Below are 25,125 nucleotides of genomic sequence, written 5' to 3'. Positions count from 1 at the left end.
CGTGAGCAACACCACGACCGAGACCGAGCAGCCCCCGGCGCCGGACGACGTCGCCGCCGAGCGGCTCAGCACCGCGCCGGTCGAGTCCGACGGACCGACCGGCATAGGGGCGTTCGGCTGGGCGCGCTGGATGTGGCGCCAGCTGACCTCGATGCGGGTCGCCCTGATCCTGCTCTTCCTGCTGTCGCTGGCCGCCATCCCCGGCTCGCTGATCCCGCAGTACCAGAACGGCCAGGGCCAGCTGAAGGTCGAGGCCTGGAAGGCGCAGCACGCCACGGTCGCGCCGATCTACGAGAAGCTCCAGCTGTTCGACGTCTACAGCTCGGTCTGGTTCTCCGCGATCTACATCCTGCTGTTCGTGTCGCTGGCCGGCTGCATCGTCCCGCGCACCTGGCAGTTCGTCGGCGTGCTGCGCTCCCAGCCGCCGGCCGCGCCGCGCAACCTGACCCGGATGCCGGTCCACGCGGCCTGGCGCACCGAGGCGGACGCCGACGCGGTGAACGCCGCCGCGCACCGGCTGCTGCGCAAGCGCGGCTTCCGCGCCCACCTGTCCGGCGGCGCGGTGGCGGCCGAGAAGGGCTACCTGCGCGAGGTCGGCAACCTGCTGTTCCACCTGTCGCTGTTCGCGCTGCTCGGCGGCTTCGCCTGGGCCAGCCTGGCCTCGGGCACCGGCGGCAAGCTGATGGTCCAGGGCGAGGGCTACTCCAACACCATCACCCAGCTCGACGACTTCAACGGCACCCGGTTCTACGGCAACCAGGACCTCGACCCCTTCTACCTGAAGCTGGACAGCTTCACCTCGAAGTTCCAGACCAAGGGCGACCAGATCGGCGCCGCCCGGCAGTTCACCGCGAACGTCGAGTACTACGAGGGCAGCGACCAGTCGAAGCTGAAGAAGTCGACGATCGAGGTCAACCACCCGCTGGAGATCGGCGGCAGCAAGGTCTACCTGATCGGCCACGGCTACGCCCCGTTCGTCAGCGTCAAGAACGGCAAGGGCGAGGTCGTCTACCGCGGCGCCGTCCCGTTCCTGCCGCAGGACGGCAACCTGACCTCCACCGGTGTCGTGAAGGTCTCCGACTACGGCGTGGGCCCCGACGGCAACAAGACCCAGATGGGCTTCTCCGGCTTCTTCCTGCCGACCGCCCCGCTGAGCTTCGAGGGCACCGGCCCGGTCTCGCTGTTCCCCGGTGACGCCGAGCCCGAACTCGTGCTGAACGCCTTCGCCGGCGACCTCGGCACCGACTCCGGCCTGCCGCAGAACGTCTACCAGCTCAACACCCGCAAGCTCACCCAGCTCACCCAGGACGGCCAGCCGGCCAAGGCCCGGCTCAAGCCCGGCCAGGCCTGGGACCTGCCCGACGGCTACGGCTCGGTGACCTTCGAGGGCTACAAGCAGTGGGCCAGCTTCAACATCTCGCACCGTCCGGGCAACGCGATCGCCCTGAGCGGCGGCGTGCTCGCGATCCTCGGCCTGATCGGCTCGCTGTTCATCCAGCGCCGCCGGATCTGGGTGCGGGCGGTCGCCCTGCCGGGCGGCGGCACCCAGGTGGAGCTGGCCGGCCTGGCCCGCAGCGAGTCGGCGAAGATCGCCGAGGAGCTGGCGGAGCTCGCGGTCGACCTCCAGGACGACGCTCCCGCCTCCGAGGACGAGGAGGACGACGCCCCGGCCCCCGAAGGTGAGGACGGCACCCCGGCCTCCGCGGACGAGGACGGCGCTCCGGCCTCCGCGGGCGAGGACGCCGACACCGAAACGGACGTACCCGAGGAGACCGGGACCCCCACAGTCCCGGCGGCCTCCCCGGAACCCGCAGTCCCTGCCGACCAGAACTCCAAGGAGTAGACGGTGCATCTCGCCTCGGCGGTCGACCCACAGCTGGCCGACCTCTCCAACAAGCTGATCTATTCGGCGATGGTGGTCTACACCCTCGCCATGTTCGCCCACATGATCGAGTGGACCTTCGGCAGCAAGGGCGCCGTCGCCGTCCGCTCGACCGAACAGGCGGGCAGCCTGGGCGAGACCGTCGCCGCGGCGGACAGGAAGGCCGCGAAGAAGGTCACCGTCACGGTGGCCGGGGCCGGCGGCGGCACCACGACGCTCACCCGCACCGCGATCGCGGGCGAGGGCGCGACGGTGGTCACCACCGGGCGCGGCGCCGAGGAGGAGGACGGCCCGGGCGCGGCCGGCACCAGCGTGCGGGCCGACCTGGCCGGCCGGATCGCCGTCTCGCTCACCGTGCTGGCGCTGGCGCTGCACGGCGGCGGCATCATCACCCGCGGCCTGTCGGTCTCCCGCTGGCCGTGGGGCAACATGTACGAGTTCTCCTGCGCCTTCGCCTTCGCGATGACGGCCGCGTACCTGGTGCTGCTGGCCGCGAAGAAGAAGGTCCGCTGGCTCGGCCTGCCGGTCGTGCTCGCGGTGCTGCTGACCCTGGGCATCGCCACCACGGTGCTGTACACCGACTCCGAGCAGCTCGTCCCGGCGCTGCACTCGCCGTGGCTGGCGATCCACGTCTCCACCGCGATCTTCTGCGGCGGCGCCTTCTACGCGGCGTTCATCGCCACGCTGCTGTACCTCGGCAAGGAGTCCTTCGAGAAGCGGACGGCGGCCGGCCTCACCACCGGCCCGCTGGGCACCTCGGCCTCGATCTGGCGCCGGCTGCCCGCCGCGTCCACCTTCGACAAGCTGTCCTACCGGATCAACGCCCTGGTCTTCCCGCTGTGGACGTTCACCATCATCGCGGGCGCGATCTGGGCCGAGGCGGCCTGGGGCAAGTACTGGGAGTGGGACCCGAAGGAGACCTGGTCGTTCATCACCTGGGTCGCCTACGCCTGCTACCTGCACGCCCGTGCGACGGCCGGCTGGAAGGGCCGCAAGGCCGCCTACCTGGCGCTGGCGGCGTTCGCCTGCTGGCTCTTCAACTACTACGGGGTGAACATCTTCGTCACCGGAAAGCACTCCTACGCGGGGATCTGACCGGGGCACACGATCACCCACCGGCCCGGCTCTCTCCCACAGGTAGCCGGGCCGATGTGTGAAACGGGGTAGTGCGCGCCGGCCGCCGGCCGGTGCGAGAGGGAACTGAGGAGGAAATCGCGCAATGGAGTGCGACGAGGTCATGCTGACCGTCCGAATCACCGCCGCCGAGCGCACGCTGCTCCGCAGGCTCGCCCAGGGACACCGGAGCGACGTGTCGGAGGTGGTGTCCGACGCGCTGCTGGACATCATCCCGACGCTCAGCGCGCCGGGGGACGCCTACCGGTTGCTGGGGGCGCTGGCCGTGCCCGCGCCGTGCGCCCTGACGGTGTGGCTGCCGACCCCGCTGGCCGATCTGCTGGTGCCGGGCGCGGCACGGATCGCGCAGATCACCGACGTCCGGGTCGAGTCGGCCAGCGCGGCCCTGGGTGCCGCGCTGCGGCTCTGGCTGTCCCAGGACCCGGTCCGGCTGGCGACCAACCTCAGCGTGATGCACGCGGGCCGGCCGGCCGCCCTGGTGGCCGCCTGACGGGCCCGGGGCGTCCCTAACTCGCCAGCGGCAGCCGGGCGCCCCCGAGGCCCGGCAGGGGAGGGCCGGGTACGGCGGGGCCCGGGGCGGCGGGGCGGCCGTCGTAGGCGTCCCGCCGGACCGGCACCCTCGGGCCCTCGGCCGGTCCGTCCACCGGCACGGTGAGCAGCAGGCACTCGGCCGCCGTCCGGCCGTCCTGGAGCAGCTCGACCCGTACCGCGAGCCGCCCGTCCGCCGCGGCCGGCCCCTCGGCCGGCCCGGGGGCCGGTTCGGGGGCGGCCCGGACGAAGCAGGGCCGGTCCAGCTCGATGTAGTGGTCGAAGGAGGTCACCAGCTCGACCGGGACCACCGGCTCGGGGTGGCGCAGCCGCTGGGCGGCCTGCCGGGCGGCCTCCAGCACCAGCATCCCGGGCACGTGGTCCAGCTCGTGGTCGAACAGCACCGGGTGGGTGGCGTCGGCGCGCAGCAGCCAGGTGTCCGGCGCCAGGGTCGGGCTGAGCACCACATCCGCGGGCTGTGCGCGGCCGACCAGCTCGGGCGCGGCGGGTGCCGGCGGGCGCGGCGGGAGGGTGCGCCGCGCGGGGCCGCGCAGCCGGGCGTACGAGGCGGGGGAGACCACCCGCAGCCGTCCGCTGCCGCGGCCGATCGGCCGGCCGTCCCGGGTGACGTCGACGCAGACCCGGAGCGAGGCGAGCTCGCCGTGCCGCATCCGGACGTCCTCGCAGCCGACGGCCAGCATCAGTGAGGCGGGGCCGGCGGTGACGGTGAGGCCCGCCAGGCCGGTCCCGTCGAGCGCGTAGGAGAGGTCCTCCATCATGAAGTGGTGGCCGCGCGGCACCCCGAACCCGGCGTGGCCGATCAGCAGCCCGGCCTGCCGGATCGTTTCGGCCAGCAGCACCGGGTCGTGGTAGCGGTCCCCGGGCAGCCGGTAGAAGCCGTGCAGCCGGGGCCACTGGGCGCCGAGCAGGAAGTCGTACGGGCCGGTGGCCTGCCAGCCGGTGAGGAACACCTCGGACACCGAGGCGCGGTGCACCAGGTGCCGGGAGACGGTCCGGTCGTGGAAGTCGTAGCCGGTGGCGGGGCCGTGGTGGAAGTCGTAGCCGGTCGCGGGGCTGTCGTCGAACCCGAAGCCGCCGGCGCTGCCCGGGCCGGGGTGGGCGTACGGATCGTGCGGGTCCGGCTCTACGATCGATGGCATGACGGGCCCCCGCTTCAGGGTGTCGGTCGGAGCGGCCGCCACGGCCGTCCGAGCAAAACATACATACCACCCGGTTTGTGTTCGGCGGCTGGGGTGCCCAGGCCGAACGCTCCGGCCCGGCCACGCTACCTGCCCCCTGGGCTGCGGGAATGCCCGTTCGGGAGGCCTCGGACCATCGGTGGGGGGCCGTCCCCGCTGGACGGCGGGGGCGAAGCAAGCGCTAGATTAGATACCAACCATGCGGTTTCGGAGGGTGCCGTCCGCATGCGAGCGCCGCCCCCGCAGGGGCCGCGCCGACAGCAGCCGGGTGGGGCGGGGATCGCGCCCGGTCGAGTCCGGAGGGGGCCAGTGGTCAAGCAGGAGCGGGCTGGGCGGACCCGGCGGGCCGTACTGCTCGCCGCCGCGGAGACCTTCGCGCGGGTGGGCTTCGAGGCCGCCAGCCTGGTCGACATCAGCCGCCGGGCCGGGGTGAGCAAGGGGGCCCTCTACTTCCACTTCGTGTCCAAGCAGGCCCTCGCCGACGGGGTGCGCCGCGCCTCCGGGCGGGAGGTCGGCTCGGCCGCGCTGCGCGCGCTGCGGGCCGACGGCCCGGCCCTCCAGGGGCTGATCGACTTCTCGCACGAGCTGGCCCGGATGCTGCGCGAGGACGTGGTGGTGCGGGCCGGCGTCCGGCTCGGCCGCCAGGGCCCGCGCCGGGACGGCGCCCAGGAGGGGCCGGACGGCCCGCCCGTGGCCTCCGACGTCGCCTGGCGCAGCCTCACCGCCGTCGTCCACCGACTGCTGGACCGCGCCGCCGAGGCCGGCGAGCTGCGCCCCGGGGTGGACCGGCGGGCCGCCGCCGAACTGCTCACCGCGGTGGCGGCCGGCCAGGTGCTGCTCGCGGGCGAGGAGACCGGCCGGCCCGGTCCTGAGGCGGTGAGCCGGCTCTGGACGGCCGCGCTGCCGGCCCTGGTGACGGCGGAGCACCGGGCGGGCTACCGGGTCTGACCGGCCCCGGCCCCGGGGCTCCCGGAGTCGGGGCTCAGGCGCGCTCGGCGACGCTCAGCCGGGCGAGCGCGTGCGGCTGGACCAGGCCGGGCAGCAGCAGCGTCCAGAGGTCGGACAGCCGCTGGATCAGGTCCTGCCGGTCGGCCAGCACCTGGGAGCTCAGCTGGATGCCGGTGACGGCCCCGGTGATCACCCCGGCGGCCGCGGTCAGGTCGACCCCCGGGTGGAGGTCGCCGGCCTCCCGGGCGTGCTCCAGCAGGACGCGGACGGTGTCCATCCAGCCCTGGTAGGCCGCGAGCTGCGGCTGGGTGAAGCTGCCGTGCTCGATCGTCAGCCGGATGCTGCCGCGCACCAGCGGGTCGGTCTGGAGCGCGCGGGCGAAGGCGTACCCGAGGTCGATCAGGTTCTGCACCGGGCTGTCCGAGGCCGGTGTCCAGCCGGAGATGAAGACGCCCTGTCCCTCGATGACGGCGAGCGCCAGCTCCTCCTTGGAGCGGAAGTGGAAGTACAGCGCGCCCTTGGTGACGCCGGCGCGGTCCAGGATCTCGGACATCGTGGCGGCGGCGTAGCCCCGCTCGTCGAACACCTCGGCCGCCGCGACGAGTACCGTCTGGCGGGTCGCCAGCGCGCGGGCCTGCCTGGCCATCGCAGCCTCCCTGGAAAGTTCTGGTCTCGGCAGCGGCCGATCCTATGGGGGCGGACGGGGCGGCGGACGCATACCGTCCAGTAGGCATCCTACCGAGCCCGCCGCGGGCCCCTCCGGCCCCGGCCGACCGGGCGGGAGCACCGCCGGAGCGGCCCCGGGCCGGCGCCGACGCGGCCCCGGACGAAGCCCGCCGCGGCCCCGGACGAAGCCCGAGGCGGCCCGGGCAACGCCGGACGGCCGGTCACCCGAGCGGGGTGACCGGCCGTCCGGCACGGGCCGTGGGCCGTCAGGCCGCCTGCTGCCAGCTGAACGGCGAGTAGTACGCCGGACGGCGCTCCAGGCGCTGCCAGTTGGCGATCGGCTCGATCGGCGCGGCGGCGGCGGCCTGCTGCGCGACGGCGGCGCGCGCGGCGAGGACGGCGGTCAGGGCGGCGAGTTCCTCGTCGGTGAGGCTGCCGCGGACGATGCGGACGAGGGGTTCGGCGGAAGCGGTCATGTCCTGGTTTCTCCCCCGGGTGGCTGCGGTCTGAGGTGGTGGCGCGTCGGTGCGGGCTGCTGCTGAGGTGCGGGCTGTCGCGGCGGTGCGCGCCACTACATCGGCGGGTTGCCGTGCTTGCGGCTGGGCAGGTCGGCGTGCTTGGTGCGGAGCATGGCCAGGGCGGAAGCGATCACCTGGCGGGTCTCGGCCGGGTCGATGACGTCGTCCACGAGGCCGCGCTCGGCCGCGTAGTACGGGTGCATCAGCTCGTTCTTGTATTCCTTGATCTTCTGGGCGCGCATGGCGTCCGGGTCCTCGGCGGCGTTGATCTCGCGCCGGAAGATGACGTTGGCCGCGCCCTCGGCGCCCATCACGGCGATCTCGTTGGTCGGCCAGGCGTACGACAGGTCGGCGCCGATCGAGCGGGAGTCCATCACGATGTACGCGCCGCCGTAGGCCTTGCGCAGGATCAGCGAGATGCGCGGCACGGTGGCGTTGCAGTACGCGTACAGCAGCTTGGCGCCGTGGCGGATGATGCCGCCGTGCTCCTGGTCGACGCCGGGCAGGAAGCCGGGGACGTCGAGCAGGGTGACCAGCGGGATGTTGAAGGCGTCGCACATCTGGACGAAGCGGGCGGCCTTCTCGCTCGCGTTGATGTCCAGCACGCCGGCCAGCGACTGCGGCTGGTTGGCGATGATGCCGACGACGTGGCCGTCGATCCGGGCGAGCACGCAGAGCACGTTGGTGGCCCAGCGCTCGTGGACCTCCAGGTACTCGCCGTGGTCGACGATCTCCTCGATCACCTTGCGCATGTCGTACGGGCGGTTGCCGTCGGCGGGCACCAGGTCCAGCAGGCTGTCGTTGCGGCGCTGGACCGGGTCCTCGGTCACCACGGACGGCGGCATCTCGCGGTTGTTCTGCGGCAGCAGCGACAGGAGGTAGCGGACCTCCTCGATGCAGGACTGCTCGTCGTCGTAGACGAAGTGCGAGACGCCGGAGACGCCGGCGTGCACGTCGGCGCCGCCGAGGCCGTTCTGGCTGATCTTCTCGCCGGTGACCGCCTGGACCACGTCCGGGCCGGTGATGAACATCTGCGAGGTCTCGCGGACCATGAAGACGAAGTCGGTCAGCGCGGGGGAGTACGCGGCGCCGCCGGCGCACGGGCCGAGCATCACCGAGATCTGCGGGATGACGCCGGACGCCTTGGTGTTGCGCTGGAAGATGCCGCCGTAGCCGGCCAGGGCGGTGACGCCCTCCTGGATGCGGGCGCCGGCGCCGTCGTTCAGCGAGACCAGCGGGGCACCGGCCGCGATGGCCATGTCCATGATCTTGTGGATCTTCTGGGCGTGGGCCTCGCCCAGCGCGCCGCCGAAGATCCGGAAGTCGTGCGCGTACGTGAAGACGGTGCGCCCGTGGACGGTGCCCCAGCCGACGATCACGCCGTCGGTGTGCGGCTTCTTGGCCTCCAGGCCGAAGCCCTGGGCGCGGTGCCGGCGAAACGGCTCGACCTCCTGGAAGGAGCCCTCGTCCAGCAGCAGCTCGATGCGCTCGCGCGCGGTCAGCTTGCCCTTGGCGTGCTGGGCCTCGGTGGCCTTGTCGCTGGGGCCGCGGCGGACCTTCTCGCGCAGCTCGTGCAGCTCGGCGACCCGCCCGCGGGCGTCGGCCGGGACCTCGGGGACCTCGCCGTCGACCGGCGCCTCATGCACAACCGTCATCTCGAACCACTCCAAGGGTGAGGGAACTGTCCGACAGCCAACGTCTGCTGTGCCCCCGGCTGCGAATCACTTTCTTCACTTATGACTGTACGAGGGGCCGTGCGCTGGTTTCGGCGTCGATTCCGTACAAGGTCGAGTTCGTTTAGCTGTCAGGCCTGGACAGAAGCGGTCGGATCGTTGACTGAGCGCTCGGTGTTCATTCGGATACCGGGGGTTGTCGGACAGATGATGGTCCGATGATCTGAGCATGAAGGAAAGCGCAGGTCAGGGCCGTCTCCCAGTACTGTAGGCCGGTCCTCTTGGGCTCCGCTCAAGGTCCGCTCAAGCCCGGCGGGCAGGGGGTCGCCGTCCGGGTTAGGGGTTGCGCAGTCGTAGGGAAGCACCAAAAATGCCGCAGCCCACCCCGCACGGTGGGGGTGGGCTGTCCGGGCGAGCGGGCGGACCCGCTCCGATCAGCTCTTCCTGCCGTCCTCGGGCTCGTCGCGGTCGCGCAGCTCCCGCTCGCGACGGCGCAGATCGGCCTCCCACTGCTTGAGCATGGACTCGTGGTCTTTGTCGTCCTTCTTCAACGAGGCGAGGAACTCGGGGTCGTCGTCCGGCGCCAGCGGGCGCCCGCCGCGCGCGGCGGGACGGCCCGCCCGGTCGTCGGCCGGGTACCCCGGGTGGGCCCCGGCGGGCGCGGCCCGCAGGAAGCCGCGCTGCTTGCCGGCGATCAGCCAGGCGATCGGGCCCAGCGGCGGGAAGAGCAGCACGATCAGCACCCAGACCACCTTGGGCAGGTGCTTCACCTCGTCCTCGGGCGTGGTCAGGCAGTCCACGAACGCCCAGACCCAGAGCGCGAGCGGAAGGATGATGGTCAGAAGAATCCTCGGCACGGCTGGGATCTCCCCCCGGGCGGCGATGGTGGCGGGCGCCTTCCAGGGGCCCTTGACCCGGCCAGGCTATCGGGTGGCGGATACTGACAGGCATGGCATACGACGATCTCCGCTCGTTTCTCCGGGCCCTCGACCGTGAGGGCGACCTCAAGCGCATCAAGGCGGAGGTGGACCCGCACCTGGAGATCGGCGAGATCGTCGACCGGGTGCAGAAGGCCAAGGGCCCGGCGTTGCTCTTCGAGAACGTCAAGGGCTCGTCGATGCCCCTGGCGATGAACGTCTTCGGCACCGAGCGGCGGCTGGCCAAGGCGCTCGGCCTCAAGGGCCCGGACGACATCTCCGAGAAGATCGCCGGCCTGCTCAAGCCCGAGCTGCCGCAGGGCTTCACCGGCTTCCGGGACGCCTTCGGCAAGCTCGCCTCGATGGCGCACGTCCCGCCCCGGCACGTGAAGCCGGGTGACGCCCCGGTGCAGGAGGTCGTGCTCACCGGCGACGACGTCGACCTGGACGACCTGCCCGCGCTCTTCACCTGGCCGCAGGACGGCGGCTCCTTCTTCAACCTGGGTCTGACCCACACCAAGGACCCGGACAGCGGCATCCGCAACCTGGGCCTCTACCGGCTCCAGCGGCACGACCGCCGCACCATCGGCATGCACTGGCAGATCCACAAGGACAGCCGCAACCACGCCGCGGTGGCGGCCAAGCGCGGTGAGCGCCTCCCGGTCGCGATCGCCTTCGGCTGCCCCCCGGCCGTCACCTACGCGGCCACCGCGCCGCTGCCCGGGGACATCGACGAGTACCTCTTCGCCGGCTTCGTCGCCGGGGAGCGGGTCCGGATGGTCGACTGCAAGACGGTGCCGCTCCAGGTCCCGGCCGACGCCGAGGTGGTCCTGGAGGGCTGGCTGGAGCCCGGCGAGATGCTGCCCGAGGGCCCGTTCGGCGACCACACCGGCTTCTACACCCCGCAGGAGCCGTTCCCGGCGCTGAAGATCGACTGCGTGACGATGCGCCGCCGCCCGATCCTCCAGTCCATCGTGGTCGGCCGCCCGCCGACGGAGGACGGCCCGCTGGGCAAGTTCACCGAGCGGTTCTTCCTGCCGCTGCTGAAGATCATCATCCCGGACATCGTCGACTACGACCTGCCCGAGGCCGGCGGCTTCCATAACTGCGTGATCGTCTCGATCGACAAGAAGTACCCCAAGCACGCCCAGAAGACGATGCACGCGATCTGGGGCGCGCACATGATGTCGCTGACCAAGCTGATCATCGTGGTGGACGCCGACTGCGACGTGCACGACTACCAGGAGGTCGCCTGGCGGGCCTTCGGCAACGTCGACTACAGCCGGGACCTGACCGTGGTCGAAGGCCCGGTGGACCACCTGGACCACGCCTCGTACCAGCAGTTCTGGGGCGGCAAGGCGGGCATCGACGCGACCCGCAAGCTGCCGGAGGAGGGGTACACCCGGGACGGCGGCTGGCCGGAGATGGTGTCCTCCGACCCGGCCACCGCCGAACTGGTGTCGCGTCGCTGGAAGGAATACGGACTGTGAGCACGGCCGCTGTCGAGACGCCGGGGCGCACCAGGGCGTTCCTCCGCCTGGTGATGATCGAGCACTCGGTCTTCGCGCTCCCGTTCGCGTACATCGCCGCGCTGACGGCCATGTTCCTCGCGGACAAGCGGGTGCACTGGGGCGAGCTGTTCGTCGTCACCGTGTGCATGGTGGGGCTGCGCACCTTCGCCATGGCGGCGAACCGGATCATCGACCGGGAGATCGACGCCCGCAACCCGCGCACGGCCACGCGTGAACTGGTCACCGGAGCGGTGTCGTTGAAGACCGCGTACGTCGGCTCGGCCGTCGCGCTGGTGGTCTTCCTCGGCGCGGCCGCGATGCTCAACCCGCTCTGCCTGGCGCTCGCGCCGGTCGCCGTGGTGCCGATGGTGGTCTACCCGTACGGCAAGCGGTTCACGAACTTCCCGCAGGCGATCCTGGGCATCGCCCAGGCGATGGGGCCGGTCGGCGCCTGGCTCGCGGTCACGGGCAGCTGGTCGTGGGAGGCGGTCGTGCTGGGCGTGGCCGTCGGCATCTGGATCGGCGGCTTCGACCTCGTCTACGCCTGCCAGGACGTCGAGTCCGACCGCGAGCACGGGGTCCGTTCGGTGCCCGCGCGGTACGGCGTGCCAGCGGCCATCCGGGGCGCGCGGGTGTGCCACGTCCTGACGACGCTCCTGCTGGGCTGGTTCGCGCTCCTGACGGACGCCGGAGCGGCGTTCTGGATCGGCCTCGTGGTCGTCGCGGGGGCCTTCGTGTACGAGCACACCATCGTGCGGCCGAACGACCTGTCGAAGCTCAACCGGGCGTTCTTCCAGACCAACAGCTTCGTGGGGATCTCGCTGTTCTTCTTCGCGCTGGTGGACCTGGTCGTCCGGGGGCTCGGGATCTGATCCGCGCGTCCGCCGGCGGGCTCACGGGGCGCTCCTCCCGCCTCGTCCGGGCCCGCCCGCCGCTCGTGGACCGGCTCAGCGGAACAGGGCCGCGTGGTCCCTCGCCCAGGCGTGGAAGCTGCGGGCCGGGTGGCCGGTGACGTCCTGGACGGTGCTGGTGGCCGGCTCGGGGGCGGTGAGGCGGGCGTGGACGAGGTCCAGGGCGCCGTCGACGGCGGCCGACGGGCGGCCGGCGGCGGACAACCGGTGGCGGGCGGTCTCGCGGGGGACCTCCTGCCAGCTGGCCGGGCGGCCCGCGGCCGCGCCGATGATCTCCACCTGCTCCGCCTGGGTCGGCGACTCCGGGCCGGTGAGGACGTACCGGGCGCCGTCGTGGCCGTCCTCCACCAGGGCCCGGACGGCCACCGCCGCGACGTCCCGCTCGTCCACCGGGTTCAGCCCGGCCGCGCCGCCGTAGCCCCGCACCGTGCCCCCGGCCCTGATCTCCTCCGCCCACTGCAGCGCGGCGGCGAAGCCGTGCGCCCGCAGCACCGTGTGCCGCACCCCGCTGCCGGCGAGCAGCGCCTCGATCCCGCCCTCCGGCCGGCCGGGGACGGCCGAGGACAGGAACACCACCCGCCCGACCTCCCGGGCCAGCACGCCGACGGCCTCCGTGGCCCCGTCCGCCGTCGGGAACGGCCACCCCAGCAGCACCGCGCCGGCGCCCTGCACCGCGGCCTCCAGCGATGCCGGGTCGCGCAGCTCCCGCCGGGGCAGCGTCCGCACCCGCACGCCGGCCGCCGCGAGCTGCAGCCCGACGTGCCGCCCGACCGCTCCGGAGACGCCGATCACCAGCACCGGCGACGTGTCGTCAACTCGCTCATCTGTCATGCATCGAACGTAAGCGAGAAGGATGAGACGCCCAATGCGCACGGGTCTCGGGTCCATGCGCCAGCGTCTACCCCGCGGCGCGCGCCAACTCCCGCACGCCCCCTGATGCTTCGCGCTCTGGCCGGCCGCCGACCTCCTCGGCCCCGCGGTGCGGGGTACGGGTCCGGAGGCGCCGCGGGGTCAGTCGCCCAGGTGGGGGGCGTCCGGGTGGTAGGTCCGCTGGCGTTCGACCGGGGCGGCGGCGAAGTCGCCGTTGCCGTTGACGACCTCGCCGACGCCGACCCGGGTGCCCCGGGCCCGGCCGTGGCCCTTGAGGACGCCGCCGCGACCGTCCGGGTCGGGGTGGGTGTACGGGCGGCCGGCGGCGAGCTCGACCGCGCGGGCGGAGATCGGGCCGAGGACCTGGGCGCCGGTGCCGAGGCGGCAACGGCCCGTCAGCTCGGCGCCGTTGGCGATCCTGACCTCGTCCCCGAGCTCGACGGCCTCGCCCGCCCCGGCCCTGACCACGGCGCCGCCCTCGCCGATCCGCGCGCGGCGTCCGACGGTGATCCGCCCGCCGCCGGTCGCGACGATCCGGGCGCCGCCGTACAGGACGGTGCCCGGGCCGATCGCGCAGTCGCTGTCCGCGTCGCACTCGACGGTCGCGCCCGGGTACAGGACGGTCTCCGCCGACAGCGTCACCCGCCGCGCGACCAGTACGGAGAACGGGTCGAGGACGGCCACGCCCCGGTCGGCGAGCAGCACCAGCTCGCCGGGGGTGAGGAGCCCGCGTTCGTGGCGGATGCGGTCCAGACGGTGCCAGAGCTCGTGATCAGTCATGATCGTCGGATCATACGGAGGCCCCGGCCGGGCCGGCCTCAGTTGTGCAGGAAGCCCTCCAGCGCCGTCGCCAGGGCCACCGGGGCCTCGTACATCGGGTAGTGCCCGCTGCCGGCGAGCTCCTCCAGCTCGGCGTTGGGGTAGTGGGCGAGGAAGGTGCCGCGCATCACCTCGGCGGTGAGGGCGAGGTCGTGCTCGCCGACGATCACCTTGACCGGCACCGGGTTGCCGTCGATCCGGCGCCGCAGGTCGGCCGTCGTCCAGTCGTGGACGTAGCGGCCGAAGGCCTCGGGGGTGGACTGCCGCAGGGACTGGTCGACCATGCGGTCGAGCCAGACCCGGCCGGCCCGCTGCCCGGTGACCAGGTCGAGGATCGCGAAGCGCTTCTCCCGGTCCTCGGCCGCGCCGTAGAACAGGGCCTCGCCCGCCGCGTCCATCGGGTACTCCCCGGCCGGCACCGGGGCCAGGCCGACCAGCTTGCGCACCCGCAGCGGCGCCTCGGCGAGCACCTGCTGGGCCGCCTTGCCGCCCATGGAGTGGCCGACCAGCGAGAAGCGGTCCCAGCCGAGCTGGTCGGCCAGGGCGAGCGCGTCGGAGGCGATCTCGGCGAGCGTGTACGCGCCGGTGACGCCCTTGCGCAGCCCGTAGCCGCGGTAGTCGAGGAAGGCGTAGCCGAAGGCCTTGCCGTCGAGGTAGTCGAGGAACGGGCCCCAGCCCGCGCTGGTGCCGAACCAGTCGTGCAGGACCAGGACGTGGTGGTCGCCGGTGCCGATCAGGCGGTGAGGGATCGTCATGCCAACGGTCGTTCCCCGCGATCCGCCCGTCCGAACGGACGGTTCGCGGGGATCCGGGGCGGATGCCGCCCGCCGGGGCTCAGGCGTCGCGCCGGGCGAAGGCCGGTGCGTGCTCGGGGAGCGGGCCGAAGGCGATCAGGCGGGAGAGCAGTACCGGGAAGCCGGGGACGTGCCGGGCGAGGGCCACCAGCCGGGCGGGCGGGCCGGCCCGCTCGCCGGTGAGGACCGGCTCGAACAGCACGCTGTGCAGGACCCGCTGCATCCGCTGCATGATCACCGTCGGCCGCAGCCGGCGGTGCTGGACCCGGGCCAGGGCCGCCACGGTCGGACGGCCGCGGCGCAGCGGTTCGGCGAGCAGGGTGGCGGCCGCGACGGCGTCCTGGATGGCGAGGTTGATGCCCACCCCGCCGGCCGGGGACATCGCGTGGGCGGCGTCGCCGATCAGCAGCAGCCCGTCGGTGTACCAGCGGTCCAGCCGGTTGAGCCGGACGTCGAGCAGGTGCAGGTCGTCGAGGCTCGCCAACTGGTCGACCCGGTCCGCGTACTGGGGCAGCAGCCGGGCGATCCGCTCGCGGAACCGCTCGATCCCCTCGGCGCGCAGCTGCGGGTCGGCGCCCTTGGCGCGGAAGTAGGCGATCTGGAAGTAGTCGGTCCGGGCGAAGCTCAGCACCATGTCGCCGGACCCGAACCCGGGGACGAGGCTGGGCGGCTGGGCCTGCTCGTGGGGGTGCCGGGGCAGCCGGAACCACCAGGTGTCGAAGGGCACCGGGAACTCCTGGGCGGCCAGGCCGGCCGCCCGGCGCAGGGTGGAGTGCCGGCCGTCGGCGGCGACGGTGAGGTCGGCGCGCAGCTCGCCCTCCTCGCCGTCCCGGGTGCGGTACCGGACTCCGGTGACCCGGCCGCCGTCCCGGAGCAGTCCGGTCGCCTCGGTGTTCATCCGCAGGGTGAAGGTCGGCTCCTGCCGGGCCTCCGCGACCAGGAAGTTCAGGAGGTCCCACTGCGGGATCATGGCGATGTAGTTGTACGGGGGCCGCAGCCGCTCGTAGGCGCTCAGCGCGACGGGGGCGGAGCCGGGGGGCTGCACCACCAGGTTGCCGAGGCGGCTCTGCGGCAGCGCGGCGAACTTCCGGCCGAGGCCGAGTTCGTCCATCAGCCGCACGGTGGAGGCGTGGACGGTGTCGCCGCGGAAGTCGCGCAGGAAGTCCCCGTGCTTCTCCAGCACGGTCACCTCGACACCGGCGCGCGCCAGCATCAGGCCCAGCATCATTCCGGCCGGCCCGCCCCCGGAGATCACGACGCTCATGGCTCTCCCCTTTCAGTGCTCGATCGATCACTGTCCGTGTGGAACCTGCATATACAGAATCTCTGGAACCGTCCCAGGTGTCAAGTAGTACGATGCTTCACATGAAGGAGCTGGTGACGGCCGCCCTCACGGCGGCGAAGGAACGGGGCCAGGACGTCGCGGACGTCCCGCTCACGGCGATCGCCGCGACGGCCGGCATCTCCCGCAGCACGCTGCTGCGCAGGCTCGGCGGCTCCCGGGCGGTGCTGGACGAGGCCGTCCGGGAGGCGGGCGTCGACCCGGGCGGACGGCCGCCGGTGCGCGAGCGCGCGATCGCGGCGGCGGCGCTGCTGGTGGCCGAGCGCGGCCTGGCCGGGGTCACCCTGGACGCCGTGGCCGACCGGGCCGACTGCTCGCTGCCCAGCCTGCACACCGTCTTCGAGGGGCGGGACGGCCTGCTCGCCGCCGTGTTCGAGCGGCACTCCGCGCTGCCCGACCTGGAGGCCCTCGCCGCCGACCCGCCGGAGACCCTGGAGGAGACCGTCCGGGCGCTCCACGCCACCTTCGCCGCGGCCTTCGTGCACGAGCCGCGGATCGTCCCGGCGGTCTTCGCCGACCTGCTCGGCCGCCCGGACGGCCCCGCCGCCCGGGTGATGGCCGCCACCCTGCCGCAGGCGCTCGCCGGCCTGGACCGGCTGCTGCGCCCGCACGTGCGGGCCGGCCGGCTGAGACCGCTGCCCACCCCGGTGCTGACCCAGCTGATGATCGGCCCGCTGCTCAACCACGCGCTGATGCGGCCGGTGCTGGAACCCGCCCTGGGGGACGGGCTGCCGTCGACGGACGAGACCGTCGAGCTCTTCGCCCAGGCCTACCTGCGCGCGGTCGCCCTCCCCACGGCGGAGTCCGGGAGCGTCGGCGACACCCCTTGAGGGGCCCGTGACCGGCCCCCCGCGGTGCCTCGTCCTCGGCTGCCGGTTCGCGAGGGTCAAGTCGCCCTTCGGGCAAGGGCGGTGACGGACGCGGGGGCCGTGGTCAGCCGAGGAGCAGCCGGTCGCCGACCCGCAGGCGGCCCGGGGCGGCGACCTCGGCGAGGGCGTCGAGCCGGCCGTCGTGGGCGTGCACGACGGCCTTGAGGATCTCGGGGGCGTGCGGCAGTCCGGGCTGCGGGGCGCCGGTCATCGCGCAGCGCTCGCTGGAGGCGACGAAGGAGAGCTTGGCGCTGCCGGGGGCCTCGCCGGAGGCCTGGCGGCCGAGCCAGGCGTCCTCGACGAACGGCGGGGTGCCGGGCGGGGTGCGCAGCACGATGTTGGGGCGGAACCGGCGCTCGTCGACCACGGTGAAGGGGACGGCCTCGCGGACCCAGTCCAGGGTGGCGGTGCTGAGCACGCTGACCGGCAGCCGGTCGAAGTGCGAGACGGCGTCCTCGCGGGCGAGTTCGACGTCCTCGCGCTGGAGGTAGGCGCGCAGGAAGGAGTTCGGCCGGTCGACCGGGCGGCCGAGCGGATCGAACAGTTCGGGGCCGTCGATCCGGTGGCCGAGTCGGGCGGAGAGGCGGAGCAGGCCGTCCATCCGGCGGAAGCGGCGGGTGTTCTTGCCCGAGCCGAGCTTCCCCGCGGCGTCGCGGACGGCGTAGAGGCGGTCGCCGGCCAGGCCGCGCTCGTCCACCTCGACGGAGTCGAGCCGCTCGCCGCCGGTGGACTTCACGGGGTAGCGCCAGAGTCGCTCGATCACTCCGATGATCTCAGCCATGGCCGGAAAGCGTACTGGCGTTGACGGGGGATGGTCTAGACCAAGTCCCCGGCCCGGGCGGAGAGTCCGGCTCAGCCCAGCCGGGCCACCGCCCGTACCGGTGCGCCGTCCGCCGCGACCAGCCGCAGCGGGAACAGCGAGACCTCCACCGGCAGGCCGGCCTCCTGGGCCGCCAGCAGCGGCCGCAGGTCGGTCAGGTTCTCGGCGATCACCCCGCCGCCGGGCGCCCCCAGCAGCACCCGGTGCGCGGCCAGCGTGGGCTCGTCGGCGGTGCCGTGGTCGTGCTCGTCGGTGAGGTCGGCGAGCAGGGCGGCCACCGCCGGGTCGCCCGGGCCCGGGTCGGGGGTCGGGTCGACGCTGAGCGCGTCCACCCCGACCGTCCGCACCCCGGCGGCGACGATCGCCTCGGCGGCGGCCGGGGTCAGGGCGGGGTGGGCGAGGTAGGCGTCGGTGCCCCAGTGCCGGGCCCAGCCGGTGGCCAGCAGCAGGACGGTGCCCTCGCCGGAGTCCGCGACCCGCTCCAGCGCGGCCGCCAGCAGCCCGGGGGTGACGGCCGACCGGGGCTCCAGCCCGCGCAGGTCGGCGACCACGGCGGGGCCGGTGAACCGCTCCAGCGGCAGCCCGTCCAGGGTCGGCCAGGTGACGTCCACGTGGTACGGCGCGTCCACGTGCGTCCCGGACTGCGAGCCGAGGTGCAGGGCCAGCACGTTCACCCCGGCGGTGGCCGTGGTGAGCGCGGGCTCCAGCAGGACGGCCGGATCGCCGGGGTAGACCGGCATCGCGGTGGTCACCTGATGGGTGAGGTCGACGAGGGTCGCTGCCATGCGCCCATCCTCCCAGGGGCGGGCGCTCCCGGACCCCTCCCGGTCGGCCCGGTCCGGAACCACGGGTGGAGCCGGGACAGAATTGCCCCATGGGAACTGCGAAGCGTCAGCCGTGGGTGGTCGGGGTCTCGGGTGCGTCGGGGACGCCGTACGCGGCCTCGGTGATCCGCGCGCTGCTGGCCGCCGGCGAGGCGGTGGACCTGGTCGTCAGCCGCGCCGCCCGGCTCACCATCCTGGACGAGACCGGCATCTCCTTCCGGGACGCCCACTGGCGCACCGACCTCGCCGCCTGGCTCGGGAGCGACGAGGGCCTGGACGACGTCCGCTACTGGCCCGCCGGGGACTTCGCGGCCGGTCCGTCCAGCGGCTCCTACCCGGCCAAGGGCATGCTCGTGGTGCCCGCGACCACCGGCGCGGTGGCCGGGATCGCGCTCGGCCTGAGCAAGGACCTGCTGCAGCGCGTCGCCAGCGTCACCCTCAAGGAGCGCCGTCCACTCGTCGTCTGCGTGCGCGAGACGCCACTCAACGGGGTGACGTTGAAGCACCTGGTGGAGCTCGACGCGCAGGGGGCGGTCGTCCTGCCCGCTTCGCCCGGTTTCTACGCCGGCGGCTCCACCGTGCGCGAACTCGTGGATTTCGTGGCCGGACGGGTGCTGGACGCCGTCGACGTGCCGCATTCCCTGTACCTGCGCTGGGAAGGGGAGTTGGGGGCGGCCGCCCGCAAGACGGCCGCCGGCGAGGGCGCACCGGCTGAGGGGGAGTAAGGAGACCCGGGGCGGGAGAGTATCTTCTCTGCGATATCCGGGTCGTTCGGCGCACGGCGCCTTTGAATCCGGATAATGATCTGTGGGTCTGGTGAGGTTCGGAAGGACGCGGACGGTATATGGACACGGTGGACAGACAGCTCATCCAGGCGCTCCGGGAGAACGGCCGTGCGTCCTACGCCGAGTTGGGCCGGCTGGTCGGGCTCTCCGGCCCGAGCGTCACGGACCGGATCAACCGCCTGGAGCAGGCCGGGGTGATCACCGGCTACCGGGCGACGGTCAACCCGGCCTCGCTCGGCTTCGGCGTCACGGCCCTGATCGGCCTTCAGCTCACCGACGCCGCGGACCACGAGGACGTCGCGCACCGGCTGAAGGACCTCAACGAGGTCGAGGACTGCTGGTTCATCGCCGGTGACGACTCCTACATGCTGAAGGTCAGGGTGGCCGACGTGGCCGGCCTGGAATCGGTGGTCAAGCGGATCTCGGGTACAAAGGGCGTGGCCCGGACCCGCACCACCGTCGTACTCTCCACCAAGTGGGAAAACCGGGTGAGTGAACTTCCTCCTGTAGGAGAGTGACGTATGGCACTGGTCGGACTGGAGGAGCTGCGCGCGGCTCGGCAGCGGATCGCGGGGGTCGCCGTGCGCACCCCGCTGGTTCCCGCCCCCTGGGCGGCCGAGGGGGAGCGGCGGCTCTGGCTGAAGCCCGAGAACCTCCAGCCGACCGGGGCCTTCAAGACCCGCGGCGCCTACAACCGGCTGGCCGCGCTCACCGAGGACGAGCGCGCCCGGGGCGTGGTGGCCCAGTCCAGCGGCAACCACGCGCAGGCGGTGGCGTACGCGGCCCGGGAGCTCGGCATCAAGGCCGTGATCGTGATGCCGGACACCTCGCCCGCGGTGAAGGTGGAGGCCACCCGCTCGTTCGGCGCCGAGGTGATCCTGGTGGCGCCGGAGGAGCGGGACACCCTGCCCGCCGAGCTGGCCGGGAAGCACGGCTACGTCTGGGTGCCCCCGTACGACGACCCGTTCATCATCGCGGGCCAGGGCACGGTCGGCCTGGAGATCGCCGAGGACGCCCCGGCCGACCTGGACACCGTCCTGGTGCCGGTCAGCGGCGGCGGCCTGATCGGCGGGACGGCGGCCGCGCTCAAGCTCACCCGCCCCGGCATCCGGGTGATCGGCGTGGAGCCCGAGCTGGCCGCCGACGCCCGGGCCAGCCTGCGGGCCGGCCGCCGGGTCGAGTGGCCGGTCGCCGACACCTACCGGACCATCGCGGACGGGCTGCGCACCCCGTCGCTCGGCGTGCTGCCGTTCGAGCACGTCGCCGCCTACGTGGACGACATCGTCACCGTCACCGAGGACGAGATCCGCGCCACCGTGGCCGTGCTGGCCCGCCGCGGCCGGCTGGTCGCCGAGCCCTCCGGGGCGGTCGCCCCGGCCGCCTACTTCCACCGCGCCGCCGAGACCGGGGGCCAGTCGGTGGCGGCCGTGGTCAGCGGAGGCAACATCGACCCGACACTGCTCGCCGAGCTGCTCTCGGCATAGGCGTACGCTCATTCCGGCAAGGAATCGAATGTCGGAGGAGGCGGGTCACCGCATGGACGCAGGGCTCAAGCGCGAGCTGGAGGCGAAGGTCTACGCGGGTGAGCGGCTGACCCGCGAGGACGGGATCGCGCTCTACGAGAGCGACGACCTGGCCTGGCTGGGCGGGCTGGCCCACCACGTGCGGACGCGGAAGAACGGCGACGTCGTCCACTTCAACGTCAACCGTCACCTCAACATGACCAACGTGTGCAGCGCGTCCTGCGCGTACTGCTCGTTCCAGCGCAAGCCGGGCGAGAAGGACGCGTACACGATGCGCATCGAGGAGGCCGTCCGCCTCGCCAAGGCGATGGAGGTCGACTCCCTCACCGAGCTGCACATCGTCAACGGGCTGCACCCGACGCTGCCGTGGCGCTACTACCCGCGCTCGCTGCGGGAGCTGAAGGCGGCGCTGCCGAACGTCTCGCTGAAGGCCTTCACCGCCACCGAGATCCACTGGTTCGAGAAGATCAGCGGCCTGCCCGCCGACGAGATCCTGGACGAGCTGATCGACGCCGGCCTGGAGTCGCTGACCGGCGGCGGCGCGGAGATCTTCGACTGGGAGGTCCGCCAGCACATCGTCGACCACGACACCCACTGGGAGGACTGGTCGCGGATCCACCGCCTCGCGCACGGCAAGGGCCTCAAGACGCCGGCCACCATGCTGTACGGCCACATCGAGGAGCCCCGCCACCGGGTGGACCACGTGCTGCGGCTGCGCGAGCTCCAGGACGAGACCGGCGGCTTCCAGGTCTTCATCCCGCTGCGCTACCAGCACGACTTCCACGACTCCAAGGACGGCGTCGTGCGCAACAAGCTGATGGCCCGCACGGAGATGGCCACCGGCGCCGAGGCGCTGAAGACCTTCGCGGTCTCCCGGCTGCTCTTCGACAACGTCCCGCACGTCAAGGTCTTCTGGGTGATGCACGGCGTCACCACCGCCCAGCTGGCGCTCAGCCACGGCGCGGACGACATGGACGGCTCGGTGGTCGAGTACAAGATCACCCACGACGCGGACAACTTCGGCACCCCGAACAAGCTCGGCCGCGACGACCTGCTCGGGCTGATCCGCGACGCCGGCTTCCGCCCGGTGGAGCGCAACACCCGCTACGAGGTCATCCGCGAGTACGACGGCCCCGACCTGGAGCGTCGCGAGACCCCGCAGGCGATGCGCCTCTGACCTGCGAAGATCCCCGCCGCCCGGACCGCTCGTCGGCCCGGGCGGCGGTTGTCTTCACGGCCTCCGCACCTGACCCGGGTTTACCAACGGGTACGGCGTTTGGCAGGATCGACAGCATGTCCGGTTCTCATCGCGCCACCGAGTACCCGTCGTACGAGCCGATGCGGGAGCCGGTGTACGGGGTGCCGCAGCAGTCGTACGAGCAGCCGTACCCCGAGCACGAGGCGTACCGGCAGCCCGTTCCGCAGGAGTACGGCCAGGGCGTGTACCAGCCGTACCAGCAGACTCCTGACGGCTACTCCGAGGCGTACGACCAGCCGTTCCAGGCCTACCAGGGTGAGCCGGAGGGCGGCTACGAGGCGGCGTCGGTGTACCAGCCGGTGCCCGCGCCCGAGACCGTCCCCTTCGAGCCCGGGCCCGTCGTGCTCGCCGCCGCTCCCGCCGCACCCGTGGCGGGTTCCCGGACGGCCGCGCGGGGACGCCGGCGCAAGGCCAAGCAGAAACGTCACGGCAAGGCCGTGATGGCCGGCACCGCGCTGCTGGTCGCCGCCACCGCCGGCTGGTACGCCGTCGGCCAGGACGGCGCCAAGCCCGGCATCGCCGCCGCCGACGGCCCCGGCCCGGAGGGCGTCAGCAAGCCCGACCACCCCGCCCCGGCCCCCGCGGCCGCCCAGGCCGCCTCCGACCGGCAGGCCGCGGCCCCCGCCGCCGACCGCAGCCAGACCCGTACGGACGGCTCGGTCGCCGCGATACCCGGCCTCGGCGCGAAGTTCACCGCGCAGATCCCCGCCGAGACCGCCCAGGTGCTGGTCGCCTCCGGCCAGGACAAGAACACCGACAAGAACGCCGTCACCCTCTGGACCCGCACCCCCGAGGGCCGCTGGCTGGCCGGCGAGACCTGGCAGGGCCACAACGGCAAGAGCGGCTGGACCACCGACCACAACGAGGGCGACCTGCGCAGCCCGATCGGCGTCTTCAGCCTCACCGACGCGGGCGGCCGCAAGGCCGACCCGGGCAGCAAGCTCCCGTACGACAAGGACCCGAGCTTCGTGGTCTCCGGCACGGGCTTCTTCGGGGACCAGCTGGCCGGCTCCTTCGACTACGTGGTCGCGATCAACTACAACCGGGTCCCCGGCAACTCCCCGCTCGACCCGCGCCGCCCGATGGGCTCCAAGAAGGGCGGCGGCATCTGGCTCCACGTGGACCACGACGGCCCGACCCACGGCTGCGTGTCGATCCCCGAGGACAAGATGGCCCAGCTGATCCGCACCCTGGACCCGGCCGCCCACCCCGTCGTCGTGATGGGCGACGCCTCCACGCTGGCACTCTGACCCCGGAGTCCGCGGAAGCCGGGCCCGGAACCCGGGCGCCCCAAGGCCCCTTGTCCACCTCCTACAGATCGAGGGGGCGGATCCTGTCGCCGGTCATACCATGCTGACCAGCGGGTAACCCGGTTCCATGGCAGTATGAGCGGTTCGCGCATTGTGGCACTCGGCCACTACCAGCCCCCCAAGGTCCTCACCAACGACGACCTGGCGGGGCTCGTCGACACCGACGACGAGTGGATCCGCACCCGTGTCGGCATCCGCAGCCGGCACATCGCCGAGGACGAGACCCTGGTCGACCTCGCCACCGAGGCCGCGCAGAAGGCGCTCGCCAACAGCGGCCGGACGGCGGACGAGATCGACCTCGTCGTGGTCGCCACCTGCACCGCGATCGAGCGCAGCCCCAACACCGCCGCCGCCGTGGCCGCCCGGCTGGGCGTGCGCTCGCCCGCCGCGTACGACATCAACACGGTCTGCTCCGGCTTCTCGTACGCCCTGGCCACCGCCGACCACGCGATCCGGGCCGGCTCGGCCCGCCGCGCCCTGGTGATCGGCGCCGAGCGGATGTCCGACACGCTCGACTGGACCGACCGCTCCACCTGCGTGATCTTCGGCGACGGAGCGGGCGCCGCGGTGGTCGAGGCCCAGGAGGAGGGCGCCGAGCCCGGCATCGGGCCGGTGGTCTGGGGCTCCGAGCCCGAGCGGGGCGACGCCGTGGTGATCACCGGCTGGGACCCGGTGATCAGCCAGCAGGGCCAGTCGGTCTTCCGCTGGGCCACCACCCAGCTCGCCCCGCTGGCCCGCCAGGCCTGCGAGCGGGCCGGGATCGCCCCGTCCGAGCTGAAGGGCTTCGTCCCGCACCAGGCCAACCTGCGGATCATCGACGCGATCGCGGGCAAGCTGGGCCTCGGCGAGGACGCGGTGGTGGCCCGGGACGTGGTCCACTCCGGCAACACCTCGGCCGCCTCCATCCCGCTGGCCTTCTCCAAGCTGGTCGAGCGCGGCGAGCTCTCGCCCGGCGACCCGGTCCTGCTCTTCGGCTTCGGCGGCGGGCTGGCCTACGCCGGCCAGGTCGTGCGCTGCCCCTGACCCCGACCCGGCGGCGCCACGAGGCCGCCTGAGGGCCGCCACAAGGCCGCCCGAGGGCGCCGCGAGGCCGTCCGGACCCGAACAACGCCGCTGGGCGGGCACCCTGTCACGGGTGCCCGCCCAGCGGCATGTCTGGCGCGCTTGCGGTACGTCGGCGGACCTCCCCCGAGGACACGGCCGCCGTCCGTCGTTCCCCGGACAGGAGGCCGGGGCTGCGCGCGGAGCGGATGGTGGGTCGGTGGACGGTCCTACTTGGGCGCCTTCTTGCCGGTGACGCCCAGGTACACCAGGGGAGCGAGGTTGGGCTTGAGGTCCTTGACCTTGACGCCCCAGGAGGTGAAGGCCTTCTGGTGCTCGGCCGCCGAGGCGAGCAGCGAGACCAGGGCCCCGGCCACGGCGTTCGGGTCGAGCGACTTGTCGGCCTGACCCTTCGCCTGGAGTTCCCTGACGGCCTCCGCGAGCGGCTTGGCGACCGCGTTGAGGACCGTCATGCGGATCTTGAAGAACCGCTTGTCCCCTTCGGCGGCACCGAGCGTGACCACTCGGAGAATGGCGTCGTTCTTGCGCCAGAAGGCGAGGAATCCGTCGACCAGTTCTTCCGAAGTGGTCGGTCCGGACTTCCCTGCCCAGGACTTTCCGGCCACCAGCTCTTTGAGCTGGTCGGCGTCCTTGGCCATTTCCTCGGCGATTTCGAGGACAGCGCCCTCGACATCCGGGAAGTACTGGTAGAAGGTCGCGGGGGAGGTACCCGCCATACGGGCGACGTCGATGACCTTGACGTCCCGATAGGGCGACGTGCTGAGCATCTCGCGGAGGCAGTCGAGCAGCTTCTGCCGCGTCTCCTGTCCGCGTCGCCCGGCGACGCGACCGTCGACGGTGCGAACTTGTCCTGTCATGCCGTCAGCTTACCGTGGCACGATCTTGGCGCGATTCGGTGATGCGACTATTACTCCGCACGGGGGTTGGTATAGCGGCATGAACCACTTCGGACGGATATTCAC

The 25,125-nt window shown here is 72.9% G+C and carries 25 protein-coding genes; 13 read left to right on the top strand and 12 right to left on the bottom strand.

The window, feature by feature from the left end:
• Position 1 precedes the first annotated feature (1 nt).
• From ACFVU7_RS10880 to ACFVU7_RS10870, 3 genes are all read left to right on the top strand, one after another.
• On the top strand, positions 2–1,843 hold the full coding sequence (locus ACFVU7_RS10880) for a cytochrome c biogenesis protein ResB (RefSeq protein ID WP_388044906.1): 1,842 nt from the start codon (positions 2–4) through the stop codon (positions 1,841–1,843).
• Between the two features lie 3 nt (positions 1,844–1,846).
• A complete protein-coding gene (gene ccsB, locus ACFVU7_RS10875) occupies positions 1,847–2,977 on the top strand; it encodes a c-type cytochrome biogenesis protein CcsB (protein ID WP_074004010.1) in 1,131 nt (376 codons plus the stop codon).
• 142 nt (positions 2,978–3,119) lie between these two features.
• On the top strand, positions 3,120–3,506 hold the full coding sequence (locus tag ACFVU7_RS10870) for a hypothetical protein (RefSeq protein ID WP_143204614.1): 387 nt from the start codon (positions 3,120–3,122) through the stop codon (positions 3,504–3,506).
• A 16-nt stretch (positions 3,507–3,522) separates the two neighbouring features.
• Here the strand turns inward: ACFVU7_RS10870 and ACFVU7_RS10865 are convergent, their stop codons facing one another.
• Positions 3,523–4,704, bottom strand: a complete 1,182-nt coding sequence (locus ACFVU7_RS10865) for a ScbA/BarX family gamma-butyrolactone biosynthesis protein (RefSeq protein WP_388044905.1) — start codon at positions 4,702–4,704, stop codon at positions 3,523–3,525.
• 348 nt (positions 4,705–5,052) lie between these two features.
• On the opposite strand from ACFVU7_RS10865, the gene ACFVU7_RS10860 reads away from it, so the two are divergent.
• Positions 5,053–5,691, top strand: coding sequence for a ScbR family autoregulator-binding transcription factor (locus tag ACFVU7_RS10860; RefSeq protein WP_181970610.1), 639 nt, complete (start codon positions 5,053–5,055; stop codon positions 5,689–5,691).
• 34 nt (positions 5,692–5,725) lie between these two features.
• On the opposite strand, the gene ACFVU7_RS10855 is transcribed toward ACFVU7_RS10860, so the two are convergent.
• The 4 genes from ACFVU7_RS10855 to ACFVU7_RS10840 form a co-directional block, all read right to left on the bottom strand.
• Entirely contained in the window at positions 5,726–6,337 is a 612-nt protein-coding gene (locus ACFVU7_RS10855; protein ID WP_049661418.1) for a ScbR family autoregulator-binding transcription factor, read from the bottom strand.
• A 286-nt stretch (positions 6,338–6,623) separates the two neighbouring features.
• Positions 6,624–6,833 (bottom strand): acyl-CoA carboxylase epsilon subunit, encoded by a 210-nt coding sequence (locus ACFVU7_RS10850; protein ID WP_049651530.1) that lies wholly within the window; start codon positions 6,831–6,833, stop codon positions 6,624–6,626.
• Positions 6,834–6,928: 95 nt separating this feature from the next.
• Entirely contained in the window at positions 6,929–8,530 is a 1,602-nt protein-coding gene (locus ACFVU7_RS10845; protein WP_049651531.1) for an acyl-CoA carboxylase subunit beta, read from the bottom strand.
• A gap of 452 nt (positions 8,531–8,982) precedes the next feature.
• Positions 8,983–9,405: a PLD nuclease N-terminal domain-containing protein gene (locus ACFVU7_RS10840; protein WP_049651532.1), complete on the bottom strand. Its 423-nt coding sequence runs from the start codon at positions 9,403–9,405 to the stop codon at positions 8,983–8,985.
• Between the two features lie 92 nt (positions 9,406–9,497).
• Between ACFVU7_RS10840 and ACFVU7_RS10835 the strand changes: the two genes are divergently transcribed.
• Positions 9,498–10,955, top strand: coding sequence for a menaquinone biosynthesis decarboxylase (locus ACFVU7_RS10835; protein WP_049651533.1), 1,458 nt, complete (start codon positions 9,498–9,500; stop codon positions 10,953–10,955).
• Complete coding sequence (gene mqnP, locus ACFVU7_RS10830; RefSeq protein WP_369808292.1) at positions 10,952–11,848, top strand: menaquinone biosynthesis prenyltransferase MqnP; 897 nt, start codon at positions 10,952–10,954, stop codon at positions 11,846–11,848. The genes ACFVU7_RS10835 and mqnP overlap by 4 nt, the downstream gene beginning before the upstream one ends.
• A gap of 75 nt (positions 11,849–11,923) precedes the next feature.
• Here mqnP and ACFVU7_RS10825 read toward each other — a convergent pair whose 3' ends face one another.
• The 4 genes from ACFVU7_RS10825 to ACFVU7_RS10810 all read right to left on the bottom strand — a co-directional run bounded on the left by ACFVU7_RS10825 (position 11,924) and on the right by ACFVU7_RS10810 (position 15,634).
• On the bottom strand, positions 11,924–12,718 hold the full coding sequence (locus tag ACFVU7_RS10825) for a nucleoside-diphosphate sugar epimerase (protein WP_387822771.1): 795 nt from the start codon (positions 12,716–12,718) through the stop codon (positions 11,924–11,926).
• A gap of 180 nt (positions 12,719–12,898) precedes the next feature.
• Complete coding sequence (locus ACFVU7_RS10820; protein ID WP_387822774.1) at positions 12,899–13,537, bottom strand: hypothetical protein; 639 nt, start codon at positions 13,535–13,537, stop codon at positions 12,899–12,901.
• A 38-nt stretch (positions 13,538–13,575) separates the two neighbouring features.
• A complete protein-coding gene (locus tag ACFVU7_RS10815) occupies positions 13,576–14,331 on the bottom strand; it encodes an alpha/beta fold hydrolase (RefSeq protein WP_375876946.1) in 756 nt (251 codons plus the stop codon).
• 79 nt (positions 14,332–14,410) lie between these two features.
• On the bottom strand, positions 14,411–15,634 hold the full coding sequence (locus ACFVU7_RS10810; protein WP_387822777.1) for an FAD-dependent oxidoreductase: 1,224 nt from the start codon (positions 15,632–15,634) through the stop codon (positions 14,411–14,413).
• A 101-nt stretch (positions 15,635–15,735) separates the two neighbouring features.
• Between ACFVU7_RS10810 and ACFVU7_RS10805 the strand changes: the two genes are divergently transcribed.
• Complete coding sequence (locus tag ACFVU7_RS10805) at positions 15,736–16,542, top strand: TetR/AcrR family transcriptional regulator (RefSeq protein ID WP_380778215.1); 807 nt, start codon at positions 15,736–15,738, stop codon at positions 16,540–16,542.
• Positions 16,543–16,645: 103 nt separating this feature from the next.
• On the opposite strand, the gene ACFVU7_RS10800 is transcribed toward ACFVU7_RS10805, so the two are convergent.
• Both ACFVU7_RS10800 and ACFVU7_RS10795 read right to left on the bottom strand, forming a co-directional pair.
• Positions 16,646–17,362 (bottom strand): MOSC domain-containing protein, encoded by a 717-nt coding sequence (locus tag ACFVU7_RS10800; protein ID WP_387967165.1) that lies wholly within the window; start codon positions 17,360–17,362, stop codon positions 16,646–16,648.
• Between the two features lie 71 nt (positions 17,363–17,433).
• Positions 17,434–18,186, bottom strand: coding sequence for a cyclase family protein (locus tag ACFVU7_RS10795; protein WP_388044904.1), 753 nt, complete (start codon positions 18,184–18,186; stop codon positions 17,434–17,436).
• An 89-nt stretch (positions 18,187–18,275) separates the two neighbouring features.
• Between ACFVU7_RS10795 and ACFVU7_RS10790 the strand changes: the two genes are divergently transcribed.
• The 6 genes from ACFVU7_RS10790 to ACFVU7_RS10765 all read left to right on the top strand — a co-directional run bounded on the left by ACFVU7_RS10790 (position 18,276) and on the right by ACFVU7_RS10765 (position 24,124).
• Positions 18,276–18,950 carry a UbiX family flavin prenyltransferase gene (locus tag ACFVU7_RS10790; RefSeq protein ID WP_049651542.1) on the top strand — a complete coding sequence of 225 codons (675 nt, stop codon included), beginning with the start codon at positions 18,276–18,278 and terminating at the stop codon, positions 18,948–18,950.
• A 119-nt stretch (positions 18,951–19,069) separates the two neighbouring features.
• Positions 19,070–19,528, top strand: coding sequence for an Lrp/AsnC family transcriptional regulator (locus ACFVU7_RS10785; protein WP_049651543.1), 459 nt, complete (start codon positions 19,070–19,072; stop codon positions 19,526–19,528).
• Between the two features lie 3 nt (positions 19,529–19,531).
• A complete protein-coding gene (locus tag ACFVU7_RS10780; protein ID WP_049651544.1) occupies positions 19,532–20,494 on the top strand; it encodes a threonine/serine dehydratase in 963 nt (320 codons plus the stop codon).
• A gap of 52 nt (positions 20,495–20,546) precedes the next feature.
• On the top strand, positions 20,547–21,710 hold the full coding sequence (gene mqnE / locus ACFVU7_RS10775; RefSeq protein WP_049651548.1) for an aminofutalosine synthase MqnE: 1,164 nt from the start codon (positions 20,547–20,549) through the stop codon (positions 21,708–21,710).
• A 116-nt stretch (positions 21,711–21,826) separates the two neighbouring features.
• Entirely contained in the window at positions 21,827–23,041 is a 1,215-nt protein-coding gene (locus ACFVU7_RS10770; RefSeq protein WP_338016324.1) for a L,D-transpeptidase family protein, read from the top strand.
• A gap of 135 nt (positions 23,042–23,176) precedes the next feature.
• On the top strand, positions 23,177–24,124 hold the full coding sequence (locus ACFVU7_RS10765; protein WP_049651545.1) for a beta-ketoacyl-ACP synthase III: 948 nt from the start codon (positions 23,177–23,179) through the stop codon (positions 24,122–24,124).
• Between the two features lie 248 nt (positions 24,125–24,372).
• Here ACFVU7_RS10765 and ACFVU7_RS10760 read toward each other — a convergent pair whose 3' ends face one another.
• Positions 24,373–25,020 carry a TetR family transcriptional regulator gene (locus ACFVU7_RS10760; RefSeq protein ID WP_049651546.1) on the bottom strand — a complete coding sequence of 216 codons (648 nt, stop codon included), beginning with the start codon at positions 25,018–25,020 and terminating at the stop codon, positions 24,373–24,375.
• Positions 25,021–25,125 lie beyond the last annotated feature (105 nt).

This window comes from Kitasatospora sp. NPDC058046 (genome assembly GCF_042885595.1).
Classification (GTDB): Bacteria; Actinomycetota; Actinomycetes; order Streptomycetales; family Streptomycetaceae; genus Kitasatospora.
This window is presented reverse-complemented; position numbering and strand designations above follow the sequence as displayed.